At 59.1% G+C, this 20,928-nt stretch carries 23 protein-coding genes; 5 read left to right on the forward strand and 18 right to left on the reverse strand.

All coding sequences use genetic code 11. From position 1 onward, the window contains the following. The first annotated feature begins 192 nt into the window (after nucleotides 1-192). A complete protein-coding gene (locus PQV96_RS08965; protein WP_207375156.1) occupies nucleotides 193-798 on the forward strand; it encodes an isochorismatase family protein in 606 nt (201 codons plus the stop codon). 128 nt (nucleotides 799-926) lie between these two features. Here the strand turns inward: PQV96_RS08965 and gloA are convergent, their stop codons facing one another. Beyond that, nucleotides 927-1,340: a lactoylglutathione lyase gene (gene gloA / locus PQV96_RS08970; protein WP_066695315.1), complete on the reverse strand. Its 414-nt coding sequence runs from the start codon at nucleotides 1,338-1,340 to the stop codon at nucleotides 927-929. Between the two features lie 797 nt (nucleotides 1,341-2,137). Between gloA and PQV96_RS08975 the strand changes: the two genes are divergently transcribed. Further along, nucleotides 2,138-2,488: a hypothetical protein gene (locus PQV96_RS08975; protein ID WP_273625044.1), complete on the forward strand. Its 351-nt coding sequence runs from the start codon at nucleotides 2,138-2,140 to the stop codon at nucleotides 2,486-2,488. Nucleotides 2,489-2,709: 221 nt separating this feature from the next. On the opposite strand, the gene PQV96_RS08980 is transcribed toward PQV96_RS08975, so the two are convergent. The 11 genes from PQV96_RS08980 to PQV96_RS09030 all read right to left on the reverse strand — a co-directional run bounded on the left by PQV96_RS08980 (nucleotide 2,710) and on the right by PQV96_RS09030 (nucleotide 10,441). Next, nucleotides 2,710-4,083 (reverse strand): zonular occludens toxin domain-containing protein, encoded by a 1,374-nt coding sequence (locus PQV96_RS08980; protein WP_273625045.1) that lies wholly within the window; start codon nucleotides 4,081-4,083, stop codon nucleotides 2,710-2,712. Beyond that, nucleotides 4,080-4,415, reverse strand: coding sequence for a DUF2523 family protein (locus tag PQV96_RS08985; RefSeq protein ID WP_273625046.1), 336 nt, complete (start codon nucleotides 4,413-4,415; stop codon nucleotides 4,080-4,082). The genes PQV96_RS08980 and PQV96_RS08985 overlap by 4 nt, the downstream gene beginning before the upstream one ends. A gap of 1 nt (nucleotide 4,416) precedes the next feature. Next, nucleotides 4,417-5,778: a hypothetical protein gene (locus PQV96_RS08990; RefSeq protein ID WP_273625047.1), complete on the reverse strand. Its 1,362-nt coding sequence runs from the start codon at nucleotides 5,776-5,778 to the stop codon at nucleotides 4,417-4,419. 115 nt (nucleotides 5,779-5,893) lie between these two features. Next, a complete protein-coding gene (locus PQV96_RS08995; protein WP_273625048.1) occupies nucleotides 5,894-6,169 on the reverse strand; it encodes a hypothetical protein in 276 nt (91 codons plus the stop codon). Nucleotides 6,170-6,201: 32 nt separating this feature from the next. After that, nucleotides 6,202-6,414, reverse strand: coding sequence for a hypothetical protein (locus tag PQV96_RS09000; protein WP_273625049.1), 213 nt, complete (start codon nucleotides 6,412-6,414; stop codon nucleotides 6,202-6,204). A gap of 315 nt (nucleotides 6,415-6,729) precedes the next feature. Beyond that, nucleotides 6,730-6,945, reverse strand: a complete 216-nt coding sequence (locus PQV96_RS09005) for a hypothetical protein (RefSeq protein WP_273625050.1) — start codon at nucleotides 6,943-6,945, stop codon at nucleotides 6,730-6,732. Between the two features lie 3 nt (nucleotides 6,946-6,948). Beyond that, nucleotides 6,949-7,269, reverse strand: a complete 321-nt coding sequence (locus PQV96_RS09010) for a hypothetical protein (protein ID WP_273625051.1) — start codon at nucleotides 7,267-7,269, stop codon at nucleotides 6,949-6,951. 11 nt (nucleotides 7,270-7,280) lie between these two features. Continuing rightward, nucleotides 7,281-8,495, reverse strand: coding sequence for a replication initiation factor domain-containing protein (locus tag PQV96_RS09015; protein ID WP_273625052.1), 1,215 nt, complete (start codon nucleotides 8,493-8,495; stop codon nucleotides 7,281-7,283). A 193-nt stretch (nucleotides 8,496-8,688) separates the two neighbouring features. After that, nucleotides 8,689-8,859 (reverse strand): hypothetical protein, encoded by a 171-nt coding sequence (locus tag PQV96_RS09020; RefSeq protein WP_273625053.1) that lies wholly within the window; start codon nucleotides 8,857-8,859, stop codon nucleotides 8,689-8,691. A 669-nt stretch (nucleotides 8,860-9,528) separates the two neighbouring features. Beyond that, on the reverse strand, nucleotides 9,529-9,909 hold the full coding sequence (locus PQV96_RS09025; RefSeq protein WP_207374821.1) for a response regulator transcription factor: 381 nt from the start codon (nucleotides 9,907-9,909) through the stop codon (nucleotides 9,529-9,531). A 166-nt stretch (nucleotides 9,910-10,075) separates the two neighbouring features. Further along, the gene (locus PQV96_RS09030) at nucleotides 10,076-10,441 is read right to left on the reverse strand and encodes an ArsR/SmtB family transcription factor (RefSeq protein ID WP_242638257.1); all 366 of its coding nucleotides are present in this window, start codon (nucleotides 10,439-10,441) and stop codon (nucleotides 10,076-10,078) included. Between the two features lie 103 nt (nucleotides 10,442-10,544). Here PQV96_RS09030 and PQV96_RS09035 point away from each other — a divergent pair, with 103 nt between their 5' ends. The 3 genes from PQV96_RS09035 to PQV96_RS09045 all read left to right on the forward strand — a co-directional run bounded on the left by PQV96_RS09035 (nucleotide 10,545) and on the right by PQV96_RS09045 (nucleotide 11,595). Next, a complete protein-coding gene (locus tag PQV96_RS09035; RefSeq protein WP_207374820.1) occupies nucleotides 10,545-10,925 on the forward strand; it encodes a rhodanese-like domain-containing protein in 381 nt (126 codons plus the stop codon). 83 nt (nucleotides 10,926-11,008) lie between these two features. Beyond that, the gene (locus PQV96_RS09040; RefSeq protein WP_044394699.1) at nucleotides 11,009-11,200 is read left to right on the forward strand and encodes a YgaP family membrane protein; all 192 of its coding nucleotides are present in this window, start codon (nucleotides 11,009-11,011) and stop codon (nucleotides 11,198-11,200) included. A gap of 41 nt (nucleotides 11,201-11,241) precedes the next feature. Then, complete coding sequence (locus PQV96_RS09045; RefSeq protein ID WP_207374819.1) at nucleotides 11,242-11,595, forward strand: carboxymuconolactone decarboxylase family protein; 354 nt, start codon at nucleotides 11,242-11,244, stop codon at nucleotides 11,593-11,595. 297 nt (nucleotides 11,596-11,892) lie between these two features. On the opposite strand, the gene bioB is transcribed toward PQV96_RS09045, so the two are convergent. The 6 genes from bioB to scpA form a co-directional block, all read right to left on the reverse strand. Continuing rightward, the gene (gene bioB / locus PQV96_RS09050; protein WP_207374818.1) at nucleotides 11,893-12,930 is read right to left on the reverse strand and encodes a biotin synthase BioB; all 1,038 of its coding nucleotides are present in this window, start codon (nucleotides 12,928-12,930) and stop codon (nucleotides 11,893-11,895) included. Between the two features lie 453 nt (nucleotides 12,931-13,383). Then, a complete protein-coding gene (locus PQV96_RS09055; protein ID WP_207374816.1) occupies nucleotides 13,384-13,854 on the reverse strand; it encodes a VOC family protein in 471 nt (156 codons plus the stop codon). A 111-nt stretch (nucleotides 13,855-13,965) separates the two neighbouring features. Continuing rightward, entirely contained in the window at nucleotides 13,966-16,014 is a 2,049-nt protein-coding gene (gene accC / locus PQV96_RS09060; RefSeq protein WP_207374815.1) for an acetyl-CoA carboxylase biotin carboxylase subunit, read from the reverse strand. A 35-nt stretch (nucleotides 16,015-16,049) separates the two neighbouring features. Next, the gene (locus tag PQV96_RS09065; RefSeq protein ID WP_273625054.1) at nucleotides 16,050-17,582 is read right to left on the reverse strand and encodes an acyl-CoA carboxylase subunit beta; all 1,533 of its coding nucleotides are present in this window, start codon (nucleotides 17,580-17,582) and stop codon (nucleotides 16,050-16,052) included. Nucleotides 17,583-17,628: 46 nt separating this feature from the next. Next, on the reverse strand, nucleotides 17,629-18,657 hold the full coding sequence (gene meaB / locus PQV96_RS09070; RefSeq protein WP_207374813.1) for a methylmalonyl Co-A mutase-associated GTPase MeaB: 1,029 nt from the start codon (nucleotides 18,655-18,657) through the stop codon (nucleotides 17,629-17,631). Next, nucleotides 18,654-20,825: a methylmalonyl-CoA mutase gene (gene scpA / locus PQV96_RS09075; protein ID WP_273625055.1), complete on the reverse strand. Its 2,172-nt coding sequence runs from the start codon at nucleotides 20,823-20,825 to the stop codon at nucleotides 18,654-18,656. The genes meaB and scpA overlap by 4 nt, the downstream gene beginning before the upstream one ends. Nucleotides 20,826-20,928: the final 103 nt, after the last annotated feature.

Below are 20,928 nucleotides of genomic sequence, written 5' to 3' on the forward strand. Positions count from 1 at the left end.
CTACGGGAAGGCTGGCACATGACCTACATCAGGCTCTTGCCTAGGGAAGTACTGTCATTTTTGTGACAATGTTTTGCAATTTTGCATCGCAACCGGGTCTGCTTTGCATGAGGTGCGGTCTTCAGCTGCCGCTGCGTCTGCTGCGACAATGCGGCCTGTTTCAGAAAACACGCCACCCTGGGCGATACAACCATGCTGCTCGACGCTGACGAATCCCAACTTGTGCTGGTGGACTACCAGGCACGCCTGATGCCCGCTATCCACGATGGACCGGCCGTTCTGGCCAACGCCCGCTTGCTGGCCCGTGTGGCGCGCACGCTGGGCGTGCCGGTGTGGGGCACCGAGCAAAATCCATCGCGTCTGGGTGCCAACGATGCCGACTTGCGCGCGCTGTGCAACCGCACCCTGGCAAAAATGCACTTCAGCGCTGCGGAAGAAGGTTTGGGCGAATGGCTGCGCCCACCCGCCAAGCCCCAGCAGGGCGGCAATGCCCGCAGCCTGCCCAAGCACCTGCAAAAGCCAGCGCAACAGGCCCCTGAGCGCGGCACGATTGTGATTGCCGGATGCGAAGCCCATGTCTGCCTGTTGCAAACAGCGCTGGACTTGATGGAAGATGAGTTTGAAGTGTGGGTGGTGACCGACGCCTGCGGTTCACGCACCGAGCGCAACCGCGATGCAGCGTTTGACCGGCTGGCCGGCGCGGGCGCAGAGCTGGTCACCACCGAAATGGTGGCCTTTGAATGGCTGCGCACTTGCGAGCACCCTGACTTCAAGGAAGTGCTGGGCTTGGTGAAGTAATCCTGCCGAGAAAATTTCAATAAAAATAGCTGCTAGCGCTTATCCATCAAGCGCTAGCAGCTATCATTTTGAGAGTAATTGGCAAGATGGCTGGCATGTTGCCAATGCGCTTGGTGACCAGGTTCAGGTCAGCGCAAGCCAGCGCCTGCAGCGCCCTCAGCCCGCTGAATCAATTCAATCTTGTACCCGTCTGGATCGGTGACGAAGGCAATCACGGTGGTGCCGCCTTTGACGGGGCCCGCTTCGCGCGTGACGTTGCCGCCAGCGGCCTTGATCTTCTCGCAGGCGGCATACGCGTCAGGAACGCCCAGCGCGATATGACCATAGGCGTTGCCGTGGTCATAGCTTTCCACGCCCCAGTTATAGGTCAGTTCAATTTCTGCCTGGCCTGGGTTGCCCCCCTCAAATCCCAAAAACGCCAGCGAATACTTGTATTCGGGGTTTTCAGACTGGCGCAGCAGTTGCATGCCCAGCACCTTGGTGTAGAAGTCGATAGAGCGTTGAAGGTTGCCAACGCGCAGCATGGTGTGAAGGAATCTCATGCCTTCGATTGTGCCGGCACGTCAAAAACCAAGCAGGTGGTGGTGGCATGCGCGTACAGCGTGCGACCGCCGAATCGGGCAATGTGGCTGCATTGCTCAGACGTGTACCGCAGGGTTGAAACGGATGTGAGGTCGGTTGCTACAGAAACGCCGGAAGAGAATGCGCTGGGAACCGGCCTCAGCATTGCGCCGGGTGATGCGTGTGGCAGGTTTAACGTCCAAAGTGGTACCAACGAAGTAGCGATTCTGGCCCCATCGCAGCACAGCTATATTACTAGATACGATGTATAGTAAAGTTAAATCACTTTTCGCATTTCCATAGATACAGTTTATCAAAGTAGGCCCCGTCAAGGGGCTTTTTTATTGCGTATCTTTTTTGCAACAGTTGTTGTTTTTAGGGTAGTTATTCGCACTAACGATCCCTAACGCAAGGGCGTTGCCCTCGGCCTGTTGGCCTCACCTAATACCGGCCCGTTGGGCCTAGCTAGAGCAAAGTTCCTTTGCTTAAGGCGCTCGGCGCGCGCCGTCCGTTGCCCGTCAACCAGTGCGCCCTACACCATTCCCCTGATTTCTTCGCCTCTTCGGCCAACGGTAACCCAGGGGGTGCCCCCTGCAATGGGTATCCGTAAATCTGCGATTGACAAACCCTCCCATTTCCGGGGGCACCCCCTGGGTTTCCTTATGGCACGGCGAAGAACTCAGGGGAACGGTGCAAGCGAGGGCAGCTTGCACGGGCAACAGACAACAGTTGTCCCGGCTCGGAATCTAGGGGCCCGGTACACGAAAGGCAGATAACCATGATCGCAGCAAACTACAGAAAGCACCCGGAAGCACTGGCCCTGCAACTCCCGTTGCAGTTCGGGCGTTTGCTGGTGTGGGCTACAGGCAGGCCCACCACGCGGGTTTTGCGCGCGATTCGGGCAGCTCGGGGCGCTGCGTTCAAGGCGGCAGGGCGCGTTAAGTACCCCGAGAAGAAAAGCACCCCGAGCTGGGCAAAGGAAGCGGCACGGAAGGCCCGCGAGCTGGCCCGCAGTGTTCGCCAGTCGTGCATGTCGCTAGGTCTGGTGTTTACCAAAGATACGAGCAACTGCAACCCATTCAAAGCGCGGCTGATCGATATAGAAATGGTGCGCTGGAGCGAGATGTAAAAATAGGGCCGCATGAACCTTGCAGCCATCGCGGCCTGGGCCGCTTCTAACCCGTGGACTGCCAGCACCTTTGCAGTGCTGGCCATCTTTGCCTTGTTCAGCGGTTTGCGCAGGATGCGCAGGCGGAGCCGCCCGCTCATGAGGTCTGCAAAGGCACAAGCGGACTTCAAGCCGGTGCAGACGGTGTACACGCCCAAAAGGTACAGGCGCGAGAGATAAGGCTACCTTGGGCGGTATGCCGCGACAACATCAGCAGGCGTTGAATATGGCTGCTGAGCTGGTGGAGGCTGAAAGCTTGCGGAAGTGCGCGGGGTAGTGCGACTGGAGCCAGTAGGAGCGTCGCCGCCCTCAGGGACTTCAAGCACCAGAGGCTTATCGTTTGACCCGGAAGCCATGGCGGGTGCATCGCAAGTGATGGCAATAGCTTTGGTCTTGAAACGAAGAATACCGGCGCAGTCGGTCAGGGGTTCCCAGGTGTAGCCAGCGGCTTTCAACTCTCGACTATCCAAGGTGGCAATGCGCTGGCCGGAACTACTGACTGAAAAGGTATATACCGTTTTATCCCCCATGGTGATTCGGCCGGTGAGGTGCAAACCCTTGGTTGCATATGGCTCAGGATCATCGACCTGGGACGGCTCCTCCTGGCTGTTTTGGAGAGGTGCAGGGGCAGGCTTTTGGACTGGCTGAGACGGTGGAAATGCAGCGCGCATTAGGTCATCCTGGGGGAGGGATGACACATCGACAGGGGGAGCGGGCCTGGTAGCCTTCTGCGGCTTTTCTGAAGGCCAGAAGGCCCAAATGCAAGCCAGGGCAGCGACGACATAGAAGGCACGCGAAAACAGCATGAACGCGCGGTACTCACTCTTAACGTCCGTAGCTGCACTTTCAGAAACTGAATTGCCGTTGGTGTGGCTCTTGTAGAGCGGGAAATATTGGGGCTTGTATTCGCGCTCTTCGGTGGTGATGACAGCGCCACGGTAGCCCGCATGCACCTTGCGTATGTAACGCCCCTTCTTGCCCAAAATGTCGGCGCTCCTGACCTTGATGAGCATCGCAACAAGCCCAGCAATGGGCTGGTTTATGTCGCGGAAATTTTGGGTCATCAACAACACATCGGCATTGAAGTGCCGGTGGAGCTTGAACCACTCGACCACCTGGGGATCAGTTCCCAGCTTGGGGAACGACACGTGGCATTCATCAATGACGTAGAGGGGGCCCTGGCGGGTTTCTGGGTGCTTCCATGTGGTGTGATAGTCCCAGACAGAACCAAAGACAGGGGCTGAGGCCTTGGCTGATTGATGGTCAGCGACGTGGACAACTTCACTGAGTGAAGTGGATTCAGAAAAGAGCTTGAACGCTTGTCCGTCCCCGTTATCGTCGATTGCGTTTGCATCCCAAACGCCGAGGACAGGGGCAGGCCTGCGGCGAATCTGGATCAAAGAACGATAAGCGGGATCGATGGCCGCAAACACCTCGACATTAAGAGGCAAGTTTGTGATAACAAGGCGACCAGTCTGGAGAGCAGCCAACACGTGATAAACGGTAGCCTCATAGCTTTTGCCAGAGCCGGGGATGCCTTCAAGACCGTTGATCATGAGCCGAGCCTAGTAAAGGGAATGAGCTGAAGGACAAGGCGAATAGCAATAGCTGCAACGATGATGCCGGAGGCAGGGCCGACGCCGAGCAAGCCCAAGATGTTGATGATTTCCGCAGGCATGGACGACCAGGCACCGAGGTTCGCGGTAATGGCGTCAAACTGCATACCCTGAAAAAGGCCGACGATGATGGAGAGGAACTGGTCAAGAGGCCAGCAAATTACATCTTTTGCGAAATCCCACGCGGCCTTAAAAACGGCCACGGCCAAATCAGAAAACCACGCAATAACAGCCGTGATTTTCTCGAGCAGCATTGAAAAGAATTTGCCCATCTCAACCGCCAAAAATCAAACGACGCGCCAGCAAAAGAGCACTGGCAATGATGACCAGCTTTGCAACGTCCCACACCCAACATGGGGGACTCACGTCTTGCAACCCTGCGTTCGTCCAACCGTCAATGCTGAGATCGACTTTCCACGATGGGCAAGTGCCGGCGGAAACGTTGGGCAGCAGAGAGGGAGCGAGATTAAATAAAGGCGTTGCCTTTATTTCCTGAAGCTTGGAATTCCACACGCCGGTTATTCCGTCTGGGTATTTGGGTTCGTAGAGCTTAGGCTGATCTGGCAACGGCTTATCCGTTACCTCGACCTTCTCACAGGCGGCGATTTCTGGATACTTTTCGCAGAGGCTTTTATCCTTCTCTTCTGCTGGCTTCTCTTGTGCGTCAGGCTTTGGGTTCTGAACCGGGTTTGGATCGGTGCTGGTGACTTCGCCGGGCTTTACATCGACGCGCCAAGGGCTTTCCGGGGTTGGTGCTGGAACGATATCAACATACGGTTGCCGCCACTGCTGGGGATTGGTGTTGGGAATTGGCTGAGGTTCGCCAGTGGGAACCCGCAAGGGACGATTGGCGGGATTTTCGCCGGGTGCTGGGTTAATGAACGGCTGTTCAACAGGGAGCGCCGTAGGGCGCGGCAGTTCCAGCGGGACGGTGCTGGGCATGGGCCACCCCGGATTGTTTGCAGGGTTCAGAATGTCCACAAATTGGGGCTGCGTGAGTGCTGGACTCAAGCAACCGCCCGGAGTTGCTTCGGTGTTGGATGGACAGCCGCCCGGGCCCGTGCGGGTGTTGATGGTTGTGGAGCCTTGGGGCCATTTAGTGCCTTGGGCATCGACGTAAACGACGGAACAAGTTGAACCCTCGACACTTGCAGTGCCAATAGTGATACCGCTTGCACCTTTCCAGTAGCTGCAAGCAGAAGATGCACTAGTAAACCACTTATCCCCGGTCGGGTGGACATAAACGCCGTACTCGGTACCGTCCACCGGATCGGACTTCTCGCGCCATGTTTGGCTTGCCTCATCCCATACAAGTTTTGCAGTCAACAACCATCCCGCAATGCCAACTGCTGTACGAACGCCCGGATGCATAAAGATAACGGCAGCAGCGACACGCGGCGCATTGGCGGCGAGGCGATAGGCTGCTGGCATCTTGACGGCTTGGCCGCCTACGTTGGCAGTCAATCCACCGGGCTGGTGGACGACGCGGCCAAAAACCTGATCGTTAGCGGCGGCTGCATAGGTGTGACCGCCAGAGGCGGCAGCATAGCCAGCTGGTGCAGCAAGCTGGGCGTATCCAGCATGAGCAGAAAGAGCAAACAGGGCAGCAGCAGCAATGAGGGCTTTTTTGATCATGGGTTCGACCGGAAGCCAAGCACAAAACAGACGGCACCCAAGCCGCCGAGCATGCCCATAAGGGCAAAGAACAGAGCGACGAGGGCGCCGGAAATCATGGGTAAACCTTGATTTCTTAGACCTTGCGCACGATGCGCTTAGCGAGGTCGGGACCCTTAAAGGCGATGGCAACGCCAATGATCAGCAGGCCAGCGGCGACCACCTTAGCGGCGATGCCAGAGAGATCAACCGCATCGATGAAGGCGTTCCAGTCAGAAGCAGCGTGGGCAGGCACCGCGCTGGCGACCATCACGCCAGCAGCCAGGAAAGCTTGAGAAACTTTGTTTTTGAAGTTGAAGCGCATGATTTTTTCCTTGAAAAAAGTTGTTGAAAAGGTATCGGGAATCGACACCGCGAAGGCCGAAGCCTTGACGCTGTGGACTCTCAAAGCTTGCGCACCATGCCAACGGCAATGGATAGCAGCCAGCCAATGAGGAAACTTGAAAACACGAAGCCAAAACCCCAAGAGATGACCTTCAAAACAAGCTCGGGTGTGATGCCGACCAAGGCAGGATCAAGCAAGGCTTCCAGGCTGACCCAGACCTGCTCAGAAGGGGGGCAGGGGTTTGTTTCAGTGGTGCAGGTGAGAACAAGCATGATTAAAAAATGCCCTCGTAGTCTTCACCAGCAAGGATGGATTCGCATTCAGGACACTCAGGCAAAGCAGCGTTTGCAGCCTCGTCAGAGCGGGGCTGAAAATCCGCTTCGGTGCCAACGAAACCGCAGGCGTAGCACTCGATTGGGGTGCACATGGGTGGGCCTCAGGTTTCGTAAGGCTCTGGATTGCCACACTCGGGGCACTCGAGTTCATCGACTTCAATCAGTTCCTCAATGTCAGCGTCGAAGACTTCATGTGATCCCGTCTTGAACTCGATAAGGTGACCTTCATGCCCGCAAAGGCCGCAAGCGAAATTAGCCATTTGTGTTTGCCTGTTGATAGAGGTTGTCCAAGTCAATGACCTGGGGACGGTGGAAAGGCTCGGTGTGATCCTCGATAAGCTGGGCGCAGGTTTCGAGGTCATCCAGCGTTGCAGCCTCAGTGAGCAACATCACCCATTCGGGCTGCCCATCGTCTGGATTGGGGGCGAGAAATGCGCCCGTAGTGCGCGACTGGATGACGAAGCGCATGACTTAGGCAGGGGCCTTAGTGGAGGCTGGCTTGATGCCCAACAGGGTCAGCTTGACGCTGTTGTCAGCACCGGCAACGACGTCGAATTCACAGTCGCAGAGGATGCCGCCGAGGGGCCATTTGTCCTTAAGGTGTGCCCACTTCTGGAACTCGGTGGAGTCGCCAAACTTGAAAGGGCGGGTAACAACGCCGATGGAGTCACCGGACTGGCTGGACGCGATATCCACCGAGAGGTGAAAGGTAGTGGAATCAAACCCACGCCCTTCAATTTCGCCCTTGCTGGACTTGATGCCGTGGAGCACGGCGGTGTTTTTCATCTTCATGATTGAGGTTCCTAAACGGCCAATGTTGATGCCATCCGCGCATGGCCAGTGCGGGGGGCGAGAACGCGAGCGAAGGCACGTTCAAACGCGCCGGATATCTCTTGCTTGCTGAACTTCTGCAAGCGGCCTGGGGCCTTCTTGTTGAAGAGGATTTCTTCGATGAAGTCGGTATTGCCGAGGTGCTCGAAACAAAGCGCGATGCTGGGTGCAGCCGTGTCCATGAGCCATTGCACATTGCGCTTAACTTCTGCGCAGATGGTTTCAGCGGCGAGGCGCTTTGTGGTGGGCACAGGCTCGGGAGTGACCTGGGCACCGGCTTCACGGAGAAGGCGGGAATGCCATTCGCTGGCACCTGCGAAAAAGTCAGCAGGGCGGCGGAGAATGTCGGACTCGAGCACGCGGAGCTTGTTGCCCCAGCGCAATTCAGCGCGAATCCATGGGCTATCGTCCTTGGGGCCGAATAGCTGGTGGCCCTTCTCATAGACGTTGGTTTGTTTGCCCGCTTCCTTGCTACCGAAATAGAAAGAGCGTGCACGACCGTTGCACCAGTCGCCAACCAGGTTGCACTTAGGTTGCTTGCCGCAGTGATCCATCAGGCCCGCCTGATATTCGGACTTCACGCGATCCATGCCGCCGCTGAAACCGTCGAAGAAATCTAGCGCCAGATCAACGCGGGTGATCGTCGCGCAAGTGGCTTCTACGATGTTGGCAAGGCCGTGATTAAAGCCGGTCTCTGCGAAGGTGCAGGCGGTTCCGTAGAGGTTACAGTGAATGGTTTTGGCCTGGGCGTTTTGGCGTGGGCTGTCGCCCGATGCCAAGTAGCCGACCCAGCCGCATTCAACTTCGTTGCGGACGATCGACCAGCGGAAGCGGTAAAAGTCGTGACCCTTGCGAATCTCGGGGTACACGGAGAAATCAGGGCCGAGGGCTTCGCAGACTTGTTCGGCCAAGGCTTTGGCTTGGGCGCTGGCTGCAAAGTCGGGGTCAGGCAATTCGCGCAGAGCCTGAGCGAGGCGCTTTGTCCTGTCCACGTCGTCAGAAAAGCGAGGCGAATCGTGAAGGGGAAAAAGGTCATCAACAGTCGGGGCAGGAGCTGCGCGGAGGTTGCAGGTGAAGCGCACCCAATCGACATGAACAACCTGTTTTGTCTTCTGCCGCTCAGCAGTCAAACGGAGCTTGACTTCATTACCGTCCAAGACCAGATCGGTTTTCTTGGCTCGAGTCATGCTTGTGCCTCGTTCAGGTTCTCCCCGTGATTACCATCGGGGAGGGGTTGCGAGAGGGCGGCGCAATCCGCCACTTCCCCGCGGAGCGGGGCCCCTTCTGCGGACAGCGCCGCCTGGTCAAAGGAAGGCACGAAGCCACCCAAAAATTGAGCGATGCTCAGCCATTGATCCCGGTTGCGCGGCGTAACGACTCTCATTCGGCGCACTCCACGTCAGAGGCGCAGCGTGGGCAAACCATGTGGCTTACATCCATGTCTATGCAGCCGTCGTACCCATCCATATCGTCTGCCTCATGGCCGGTGCCCTCCCAACCGCAGGCGGGGCAAAAAAAAGGCTCGTCATAGAGGTCAATGTGGTACTTCATGACAAATCAGATTTGCAGGTTTAGACTTAGGGGTGACCAAAAAGGTAATACCAAGCAGGTAATACCAAACTGGTAGCGTTTATACCAAGAAGGTAGCACCCATGAAACAAATACCCGAGCTAATCGACAGGGCTTTAGAAAAAACAGGAACAGTCTCAGCGCTTGGAAAAGCGCTAGGGATACCGCCCGCCATGGTCTCGATGTGGAAGAACGGGACGAAGCCATGCCCGCCAGAAGATCAGGCGCGGATAGCTGCAATTGCGGGAATTGATCCGATACAAACCCTCGTTCGTGCGCACATCGAAAAGCACGAGGGAACGGAGAAAGGCGACCAGCTGGCGCGGGTCTTGGGAAAGTTCTTGGTAGCGACTGGCGCGGCAGTCGCTACAAGTGGAGCAAGCGCTGCGGCGATCTTTTCACCCACCTCTAAGAGCCTGTTCGACTTGATACGATGTATATTATGTTAAATAACGTAGCAACAAACATCGAAAACAATTAGGTGTACGGCGGAGATATGCCTTTTGTACTCCCAGCATCAACTGCTGAGGATCTAGTGCTTGCCTCTAGGGCCAGCGCCGAGCTGACTGCCGGAACTGGCGACGTACCGATCTGCAGGACGCTTCAACGAATGTGTTGGACGGCAAAATTTCTCTCAGCCAACCCAACACATTAATGTGCGGACTTTTCACAGAGACGCTTCACGATTTCAAGAAGCTTCATGGAATTGAAGGGTTTCACCAGATAGGCATCAGCGCCAGCAGCAAGCCCCGCTTCAATATCTCGGGGCTGACCACGCGCTGTCACCAACACCACCGCAGGCAGTCCCAGAGCAGGATTGGTTTTCAAGAGACGACACAAGTCCAGGCCGTTCATGCCACCCGGAAGCATGATGTCCAGCACCAGTAGATGCGGACGCACTCGGTTAACCATCTCTAAACCTTCAGACGCATCTGAAGCCTCATAGATTTCATAGCCATCGAACTCCAGCATCATTCGAATCAAATGGCGGAGATCGGCATGATCTTCGACGATCAGAATGCGTGCGCTCATCGTGTATTTAATTTTTTGCCTGCCGAGGAAAAAGAAAAAGCACCTTCATCAAGGTGCGATTCAAGAAGACTTTGCGGTTTTCCTCGATGGGAAGTGACTTGGCAAGAAACCCTGGCGGCGCTTCGGCACCCCGCCCAAGCAATCAGTCCAAGGCCCATAGCGAAGCCTATGCGATCTCACTGGTTTCAGGCACACAAAACTGCTGAAACAGCACGCCCATGACGGCCAAGGCCTGTGGGCTGGCGATCTGGTAATAGATGTTTTTGCCCTCACGGCGGGTACTGACCAAGCCTTCTTCCCGCAAGACCCCCAATTGCTGCGACAGCGTAGGCTGACCAATGCCGACCAGCTCCTCCAGCTCCCCTACCCGCTTCTCGCCCTCGGTGAGTTGGCACAGCAAAAGCAAGCGGTCGGGGTTGGACAACGCCTTCATCAGCCTGCAAGCCGTATCTGCCGAACGCCGCATGGTTGCCAAGTCCATGGCAGTGGTGCCGTCAACGTCCATTTCCATCGACTCCATATTCAATTTCATTGACTATAGTCTATTGATCAACAATATATACGTCAACATACTATACGCTAGTTCATTCAGCCAGACCAATCCCGTCCAACTACTCATCTTTGAGGAAACACCCATGAAAAATGCCCACGACCTCGTGCAAGACGCCAAGCTGCACGTGCAGGAGGTGCCGCTGGATCTGGCGGAAAAAGCCATTCAGCAGGCGGACGTGCTGATCGATGTGCGTGAAGCCGACGAGTACATGGCTGGGCACATTTCGGGTGCGGTGCACATGGCGCGCGGCGTGCTGGAATTCAAACTCAGCGGCACCCCTGCTCTGGCAGCGCGTGACACCCGAATCGTGCTGTATTGCAAGACGAGCGGCCGCGCCGCGCTGGCAGCCTGCGCGCTGCAAAGCATGGGCTACTTGAACGTGCAGTCCATTGCTGGCGGATTTGATGCATGGGTGACTGCCGGCAAGTCGGTAGCGCGGGCAGAGCAGCCATCGTTTGAATAGACAACAGGCCGTACACGCCACCTAATTTTTCCCTTGTCCCAAAGGTGCCTCATGGTGGGGCACCACAACCCTCTGGAGGAACCATGAAATTCAACGTCGGAACCATAGATCGCGTATTGCGGATCGTTGCCGGTCTCGTGCTCATTGCCCTGGCGGCGACTGGCACCGTAGGGTGGTGGGGCTGGCTGGGGGTAATACCTCTTGCCACCGGGCTGTTTAGGTTCTGCCCCGCGTACACCCTGCTGGGCATCAACACCTGCCCACTGAAGAAGTAACCCCAGCGCGGCACTGCCGCGCGTACCGCGAGGAACATGCAATGAGTACTTTTGACCACGCAGGCCTGATCCAGGGCATCAACGAGAGCCTGACTACTTTCCGCAAGGCCCAGCCCGAGACCATGCGAGGCTTTTCACAACTGGCGCAGGCCTCCATGGCCGAGGGCGCGCTCAGCAGCAAGCACAAAGAATTGATTGCCCTGGCCATCGGCGTCACCCAGCGCTGCTCTGGCTGCATCGGTTTTCACGTCAAGGCACTGCAAAAGCTGGGCGCTACCCGCACCGAGCTGGAAGAGATGCTAGCCGTGTGCGTCTACATGGGGGGCGGCCCAGCACTGATGTACACGGCCGAAGCTTTGAAGGCCTGGGGCACCATGGCCGCAGCCACCGCTTGAGCTTCATGCCACCGGGGAGCGACAAATCCTCTCCGGCCTGGCGCAGCAAAAGCACGTGGCGCCACAAAGGGCGGCGCGCAAGAAATCTTCATCCCAAGACCCTCCCCCGCTTCCTTGTCCACCGGCGCATCGCCCAGGAGTTTGCCGACGCAGATCCCGCAAGGCTGGCCGAGGTAGACCGCCTGGCCGCTGATCTGCCCATGGAGCGCATTGAACTGACATCGCGCGACGAGCCGCTTTGAAGCAGCCAGCTCGGCCATGCTGCCCTGGCAACGCCCGCCGCGGCAGGGGCGCGCCTCAGGCAGCGAGGGCGTGGTCGTCTTGGGTGGTTGTGGTGCGGTGGCCGTTCAGGCCCAGCTTGGCCAGCAACTGCACATCAGCATCCACATCGGGGTTGCCTGTCACCAGCAGCTTGTCGCCGTAAAAGATGGAATTGGCCCCGGCCATGAAGCACAGCGCCTGCACGGCTTCGCCCATTTGCTGGCGCCCGGCCGACAGGCGTACGCGCGCCTTGGGCATGGTGATGCGGGCCACCGCAATCACGCGCACAAAGTCAAACGGGTCGATGGGTTCGCTGTCGGCCAGCGGCGTGCCGGGCACGCGCACCAGGCTGTTGATGGGCACCGATTCAGGGTATGGCTGCAGGTTGGCCAGCTGCGCAATCAGGCCCGCACGGTGCACCGGCGCCTCGCCCATGCCCACAATGCCGCCGCAGCACACGCTGATGCCTGCAGCGCGCACGTTCTGTAACGTGTCCAGCCGGTCCTGATAGGCCCGGGTGCTCACCACGTCGGTGTAGTACTCGGGGGCGGTGTCCAGGTTGTGGTTGTAGTAGTCCAGCCCGGCGTCCTTCAATGCCTGTGCCTGGTGCGGCTCGAGCATGCCCAGCGTGGCGCAGGTCTGCAGGCCCAGGCCCTTCACGGCGCCAATCAGGGCGCTGACTTTTTCAATGTCGCGGTCTTTGGGTGCGCGCCAGGCGGCGCCCATGCAAAAGCGGGTGGCGCCTGCGTCCTTCGCGGCCTGGGCGGCGCGTACCACCTCCTCCACTTCCATGAGCTTTTCGGCCTTCACGCCGGTGTCGAACTCGGCCGCCTGCGGGCAGTAGCCGCAGTTTTCAGGGCAGCCACCGGTTTTCACCGACAGCAGTGTGGCCAGTTCGATGTCGCCCGCAGGCCAGTGCTGGCGGTGCACCGTCTGGGCCTCGAAAACCAGATCCAGCAAAGGCTTGTCGAGCAATTGCTGAATGGCTTCGACAGACCACGGGCCCGCCTGGCGAGCCTGAGGCGACGAGGGGCGGTGGATGTGGACGGTTTGGGGCGTCGTGCCAGGGTTCATGCTTGCTCCTTGAACGGTGTATCTGGAAATCGCCCCTGGGCCTTGGCGGTCACCACGCCATGTGTGGTGCCGGGCCTCTGGGCTTGCAATAGGGCGGATTCTGGTTCAAAAAATTGCGTAAATCCAGCCATCAGGGCCATAAAAACCATCATAAAAAAGGTGCAGCAAAAGACGGCAAATTGAAGATTAATTAGAAGCAGTTAGAAGGCTTTTGATGATTTTTTGCCGAACTTGACAGCATTCGAAAAGTCACTTTTTCTGCTACACGCAACCCACCCTCATCTGCTGTCTATTGCCGGCAAACTCCCGCGCCAGTCTTCCAAAAATGAGCGCTTTTAACGGCAGACATCTGCGCCATGCAGACGAAAAAAAGCCAACCTCAAGGGTTGGCTGTTTCGGGGCGTCTGCTCAATCCCCCTGTCTGCCGTTGGGACCATGTCCCAGGGCGGTGGTTCAGCCCAGCGCCGCAATCACATCCGCCGGGGCCTGCACCAGTTCAATCAGCACGCCCTCCCCGGCAATCGGAAACTCGTCATTGCTCTTGGGGTGCAAGAACGTGATGTCGTAGCCGGCAGCGCCCTTGCGGATGCCACCGGGAGCAAAGCGCACGCCCTTTGCGGTGAGCCATTCCACGGCCTTGGGCAGGTCGTCGATCCACAGGCCGATGTGGTTGAGCGGCGTGGTGTGCACGGCGGGTTTTTTGTCAATGTCCAGCGGTTGCATGATGTCCACCTCCACCTTGAAGGCACCCTTGCCCATGGCCAGGATGTCCTCATCGACGTTCTCGCGCTCGCTCTGGAAGGTGCCGGTCTGCGTGAGGCCGAGCATGTCCACCCACAAGGTCTTCATGCGTTGCTTGTCGGTGCCGCCAATGGCGACTTGCTGGATGCCCAGGACTTTGAAGGGGCGTTGGGTTGTGCTCATGAATGCTCCTGATTTAATAGCTGCCAGCGCTTATCCATCAAGCGCCAGAGGCCAAAAAGACTAAAAGGGGCGCAAGGCCCCTCTGGAATGCCTGGCAAACCAAGCGGCAGATCACTGGAATTCCAGAATCACCTGGTCCACCGCCAGCGACTCACCCTTGCCCGCCACAATCTTGCCGACCACGCCGTCTTGCGCGGCGAAGAGGATGTTCTCCATCTTCATGGCTTCGATCACGGCCAGCTTCTCACCCGCCTGCACCTTCTGACCGGGCTGCACCGCCACATCCACCAGCAGGCCGGGCATGGGCGAGAGCAGGAACTTGGACAGATCTGGCGGCGCCTTGTAAGGCATGAGCTGGTGCAAGCGCGCGCCCAGGGGCGAGAGCACCATGGCTTCGATCTGCGTGCCGTTGTGCTGGATGCGCAGAGCCAGCGGGTTCTTGCCCGCACCCCGCTCCACCTGGGCGGTGAAGCCCTGGCCGTTGCAGGCGCCCTGCACGCGGATCTGGCCCAGCGTGGCATTGCTACTGATTTGATAGCTCTTGCCGCTTACCGTGACTGCGCTGGAGCCCGATTTGTTTTCAAAGTCAGACACCATCACCTCGTGGTGCTGGTTCTGCCCTTCGGCGCCCAGTGTCACCACCACAAACTGCTCGCCCACCTTGACCTCATGCCCAGCCAATTGCCCGCTGATGCCCGAGGCGCGGGCGCGGTAGCGGCGGTGCATGAAAGCCGCCAGCGCCACCAAAAACAGCGGGTCGCTGTGCGGCACATCTTCGGCGTGGAAGCCCTTGCCGTAGTTCTCGGCGATGAAGCCGGTGTTGAAGTCGCCCGACACAAACTTGGGGTGTGCCAGCAGCGCCGCCTGGAACGGGATGTTGCTGCTGATGCCGCGAATCACAAACCCGTTGAGCGCCGCGCGCATCTTGGCAATCGCGTCGTTGCGGTCCGTGCCGTGCACGATGAGCTTGGCGATCATCGAGTCGTAGTACATGGGGATCTCGCCACCCTCGTACACGCCCGTGTCCACCCGCACGCCCAATTTTTTGGTCGTATCGGACTGGAACATCGACTCCTCCGGCGGCTGAAAGCGCACCAGGCGGCCGGTGGAAGGCAGGAAGTTGCGGAACGGGTCTTCGGCGTTGATGCGGCACTCAATGGCCCAGCCGTCGCGCTTCACATCGGCCTGGGTCAAGGGCAGCTTTTCGCCCGCCGCCACGCGGATCATCAACTCCACAAGGTCCAGGCCGGTAATGCACTCCGTCACCGGGTGCTCCACCTGCAGGCGGGTGTTCATTTCGAGGAAGTAGAAATCCTGGTCCTTGCCAACCACAAATTCCACGGTACCTGCGGACTGGTACTTCACGGCCTTGGCCAGCGCCACGGCCTGCTCGCCCATGGCCTTTCGCGTGGCGTCGCTGATGAAGGGCGATGGCGCCTCTTCAATCACCTTCTGGTGGCGGCGCTGGATGGAGCACTCGCGCTCGTTCAGGTAGATCACGTTGCCGTGGCTGTCGCCCAGGATCTGGATCTCGATGTGGCGTGGCTCCTGCACAAACTTCTCGATGAAGATGCGGTCGTCGCCAAAGCTGTTGCGGGCTTCGTTCTGGCAGCTGGCAAAGCCTTCAAACGCTTCCTTGTCGTTGTAGGCCACGCGCAGGCCCTTGCCGCCGCCGCCCGCCGATGCCTTGATCATCACGGGGTAGCCAATGCCCTTGGCAATCTCCACCGCCTGCTCGGGGCCAGCAATGGCATCGTTGTAGCCCGGAATGGTGTTGACCTTGGCTTCGTTGGCCAGTTTCTTGGATGCGATCTTGTCGCCCATGGCCGCAATCGAATGCGCCTTTGGGCCGATGAAGGCAATGCCTTCGTCTTCGCAGCGCTGGGCAAAGGCTTCGTTTTCTGAAAGGAAGCCATAGCCGGGGTGCACGGCCTGTGCGCCCGTCTGCTTGGCGGCAGCAATGATCTTCTCGGCCTGTAGATAGCTCTCACGGCTGGGTGCGGGGCCGATGTTGACGGCCTCGTCGGCCAGCTTGACGTGGCGTGCTTCCTTGTCGGCGTCGGAATAGACGGCGACGGTGGCGATTCCCATTTTCTTGGCGGTGGCGATCACTCGGCAAGCGATCTCGCCACGGTTCGCAATCAAAATTTTGGTGAACATGTTTTGTCTCTTTCCAAGGGCTGTGGCAGTGCCGCTCAAAGGGGAATGTTCCCGTGCTTGCGCCAGGGGTTCTCGATCTTCTTGTTCTGCAGCATCACCAGCGAGCGGCAGATGCGCTTGCGGGTTTCATGCGGCAGGATCACGTCGTCGATAAAGCCGCGTGCACCAGCCACAAACGGGTTGGCAAAGCGCTGCTTGTATTCGGCCTCACGCGCAGCCAGCTTCACGGGGTCGTTCTTGTCTTCGCGGAAGATGATCTCCACCGCGCCCTTGGCGCCCATCACCGCAATTTCAGCGTTGGGCCAGGCCAGGTTCACGTCGCCGCGCAGGTGCTTGCTCGCCATCACGTCGTATGCGCCGCCGTAGGCCTTGCGGGTGATGACGGTGATCTTGGGCACGGTGCACTCGGCGTACGCGTACAGCAGCTTGGCGCCGTGCTTGATGATGCCGCCGTATTCCTGGCTGGTGCCGGGCATGAAACCTGGCACATCCACAAACGTGACCACGGGGATGTTGAACGCATCGCAGAAGCGCACAAAGCGCGCGGCCTTGATACTCGACTTGATGTCCAGGCAGCCGGCCAGCACCAGCGGCTGGTTGGCCACGATGCCCACGGTCTGGCCTTCCATGCGGGCAAAGCCGATGATGATGTTCTTGGCGTATTCGGGCTGCAGTTCAAAGAAATCCCCATCGTCCACCGTCTTGAGGATCAGCTCCTTCATGTCGTACGGCTTGTTGGGGTTCTCGGGCACCAGGGTGTCCAGGCTCCGGTCCATGCGGTCGGCCGGGTCGTTGCTCTTGCGCACGGGGGCCTTTTCGCGGTTGTTGAGCGGCAGGTAGTTGTACAGGCGGCGCAGCATCATCAGCGCCTCCACGTCGTTCTCGAACGCCATGTCGGCCACACCGCTCTTGGTGGTGTGGGTGATGGCGCCGCCCAGTTCTTCGGCCGTCACTTCTTCGTGCGTCACGGTCTTGACCACTTCGGGGCCGGTCACGAACATGTACGAGCTGTCCTTCACCATGAAGATGAAGTCCGTCATGGCGGGCGAGTACACGGCGCCACCGGCGCTGGGGCCCATGATCATGCTGATTTGAGGCACCACACCCGATGCCAGCACGTTCTTCTGGAACACATCGGCATAGCCGCCCAGGGACGCCACGCCTTCCTGAATACGCGCACCGCCCGAGTCGTTGAGGCCAATGACGGGTGCGCCGACCTTCATGGCCTGGTCCATCACCTTGCAGATCTTCTCGGCGTGGGTTTCGCTCAAAGCACCGCCAAACACGGTGAAGTCCTGGCTGAAGACGAACACCAGGCGGCCGTTGATCATGCCGTAGCCGGTGACCACGCCGTCGCCCGGCACCTTGTTGTCCTGCATGCCAAAGTCCGTGCAGCGGTGCTCCACGAACATGTCCCATTCTTCAAAGGTGCCGTCGTCCAGCAGCAACTCAATGCGCTCGCGGGCAGTCAGCTTGCCCTTCTTGTGCTGGGCGTCGATGCGCTTCTGGCCCCCGCCCAGGCGGGCAAGTTCGCGCTTTTTCTCCAGTTGGTCCAGGATGTCTTGCATGGTCGTCCTTCGGTGAAATGCTGTCTCGTTGGAATGAATTTGCTATTTATTCAATAGCTGCTGGCGCTTGTCCAGACTGCGCCAGCAGCAGATTTCTTGCAGCAGTAGAAGCCGCGATGCGCCCCGCCACCACGTCTTGCTGCAACTGCGGCAGCAGCGTGCGCACCTGCGGGTGCTGGCGGAAGGCGAGCTTGAGGCCCGCCTCGATGCGTTCCCACATCCAGGCCAAAGCCTGCTTTTCGCGGCGCTGGGCCAGGCGGCCATTGGCGGTTTGCAGCCTTTGGTATTCGCTCACTGCGGCCCAGAATCCATCCACGCCCTGCCCCAGCAGCGCGCTGATCTGCACGACCTTGGGGTGCCATTGGGCTTCGTTATGGTGGGCGTTTTCGGGGTTGCCGTGCTGGCCGAGCAGGCGCAGGCTGGAAGTGATCTGCGCCTCGGCCCGGGTGGCGGCGTTCTTGTCGATGTCAGCCTTGTTGATGACCACCAGGTCGGCAATCTCCATCACACCCTTCTTGATGGCCTGCAGGTCATCGCCCGCATTGGGCAGCTGCATCAGCACGAACAGGTCCGTCATGCCCGCCACAGCAGTCTCCGACTGGCCCACGCCCACGGTTTCGATGATGACCACGTCGTAGCCCGCGGCCTCGCACACCAGCAGTGCCTCGCGCGTCTTCTCGGCCACGCCGCCCAGCGTGCCGCTGCTCGGGCTGGGGCGGATGTAGGCGCGTTCATTGACGGAGAGATGCTCCATGCGCGTCTTGTCACCCAGGATGGAGCCGCCGGACACCGTGCTGGAAGGATCCACCGCCAGCACCGCCACGCGATGCCCCTGACCAATCAGGTACAGGCCCAGCGCCTCGATGAAGGTACTTTTGCCCACGCCCGGCACGCCGCTGATGCCCAGACGGAACGCCTTGCCCGTGTGGGGCAGCAGCGCCGTGAGCAGCTCATCTGCCTGCGCGCGGTGATCGGCGCGGGTGGATTCAAGCAGCGTGATGGCTTTGGCCATGGCGCGGCGCTGCAAGGGGCCATCGCCCCCCACAATGCCGCGCTGGATCGCTTCAGGGGTCACGCCGCAACCGCCTTGCGAATCTGCTCCAGCACATCCTTGGCGCTGGCCGGGATGGGAGTGCCAGGCCCATAGACGCCCTTCACGCCTGCTTCGTACAAAAAGTCGTAGTCCTGCGCAGGAATCACGCCGCCCACGAACACGATGATGTCGTCCGCGCCCTGCTTCTTCAGCTCGGCAATGATGGCGGGCACCAGCGTTTTGTGGCCCGCGGCCAGGGTGCTCACACCCACGGCGTGCACGTCGTTTTCAATCGCCTGGCGCGCGCACTCCTCGGGGGTCTGAAAGAGCGGGCCCATGTCCACATCAAAGCCCAGGTCGGCAAAGGCGGTGGCTACCACCTTGGCCCCACGGTCATGCCCGTCCTGGCCCAGCTTGGCAATCATCACGCGGGGGCGGCGGCCCTGGTCTTCGGCAAAGGCGTTAATTTCGGCCTTGAGTTTTTCCCAGCCCTCGGCCGAGTCATAGGCAGCTGCGTACACACCGGTCACCTTTTGCGTATCGGCGCGGTGGCGCCCGAAAACCTTTTCCAGCGCATCAGACACTTCGCCCACCGTGGCGCGCAGGCGGATTGCCTGGATGGACAGCTCAAGCAGGTTGCCCTCGCCGGACTCTGCTACAGAAGTGAGAGCATCCAGCGCTTGCTGCACCTTGGCTGCATCGCGTTTTGCTTTGATTTCTTGCAGGCGGGCAATCTGGCCGTCGCGCACCTTCACGTTGTCGATTTCGAGGATATCGACCTTGTCTTCCTTGGCCAGCTTGTACTTGTTGACGCCGACGATCACGTCCTTGCCGCTGTCGATGCGCGCCTGCTTTTCTGCGGCAGCGGCTTCGATCTTGAGCTTGGCCCAGCCGCTGTCCACGGCCTGGGTCATGCCGCCCATGGCTTCGACCTCTTCGATGATCTTCCAGGCGGCGTCCGCCATGTCCTGCGTCAGCTTTTCCATCATGTAGCTGCCAGCCCAAGGGTCGATCACGTTGGTGATGTGGGTCTCTTCCTGGATGATGAGCTGCGTGTTGCGCGCAATGCGAGCGCTGAACTCGGTGGGCAGTGCAATGGCTTCATCGAGCGCGTTGGTGTGCAGCGATTGCGTGCCGCCAAACACGGCCGCCATGGCTTCGATGGTGGTGCGCACCACGTTGTTGTAGGGGTCTTGCTCGGTGAGCGACCAGCCCGAGGTCTGGCAGTGCGTACGCAGCATCAGGCTCTTGGGGTTTTTGGCGTTGAAGCCCTTCATGATGCGGCACCACAAAAGGCGCGCAGCGCGCATCTTGGCGACTTCCAGGTAGAAGTTCATGCCGATGGCCCAGAAAAAGGACAGGCGCCCGGCAAACTCGTCCACGTCCATGCCCTTGGCGATGGCGGTCTTCACATATTCCTTGCCGTCGGCCAGGGTGAAGGCCAGCTCCAGCGCCTGGTTGGCACCGGCTTCCTGCATGTGGTAGCCCGAAATCGAGATCGAGTTGAACTTCGGCATGTTCTTGGCCGTGTACTCGATGATGTCGCCAATGATCTTCATCGACGGCTTGGGCGGGTAGATGTAGGTGTTGCGCACCATGAACTCTTTCAGAATGTCGTTCTGAATGGTTCCGCTGAGCTTGTCTTGTGAGACGCCCTGCTCTTCCGCTGCCACCACGTAACCCGCCAGTACGGGCAACACGGCGCCGTTCATGGTCATCGAGACCGACACCTTGTCGAGCGGAATCTCGTTGAAGAGGATCTTCATGTCCTCCACCGAATCAATTGCCACGCCGGCCTTGCCCACATCGCCCGTCACACGGGGGTGGTCGGAGTCGTAGCCCCGGTGGGTAGCCAGGTCAAACGCCACCGACACGCCCTGCCCACCGGCGGCCAGCGCCTTGCGATAGAAGGCGTTGGACTCTTCGGCGGTGGAGAAACCGGCATATTGGCGGATGGTCCAGGGGCGCACTGCATACATGGTGGCCTGGGGGCCGCGCAGGAAGGGCTCGAAGCCGGGCAGCGTATCGGCGTAAGGCAGGTCTTTGGTGTCTGCCGATGTGTAGAGGGGTTTGACGGTGATGCCGTCAGGAGTGACCCAGTTCAGCGCATTCACATCGCCACCGGGGGCCGATTTGGCCGCTGCCTTGGCCCAGGCCTCTAGCGAGGCAGGTGCGAACTCGGGGGCGTTGTTCTGGGGGGTGTCACTCATGGCGAAGGCTTCTCCGAAGATGGCGTTGGGGGTCGTCGCACGCGACGCTCGGCAGTTTCCGATGTGGCGGCAAGTTTACATCATTCATAATTATTCATTCAAA

The sequence above is a fragment of the Acidovorax temperans genome (genome assembly GCF_028596105.1).
Taxonomy (GTDB): domain Bacteria; phylum Pseudomonadota; class Gammaproteobacteria; order Burkholderiales; family Burkholderiaceae_C; genus Acidovorax; species Acidovorax temperans.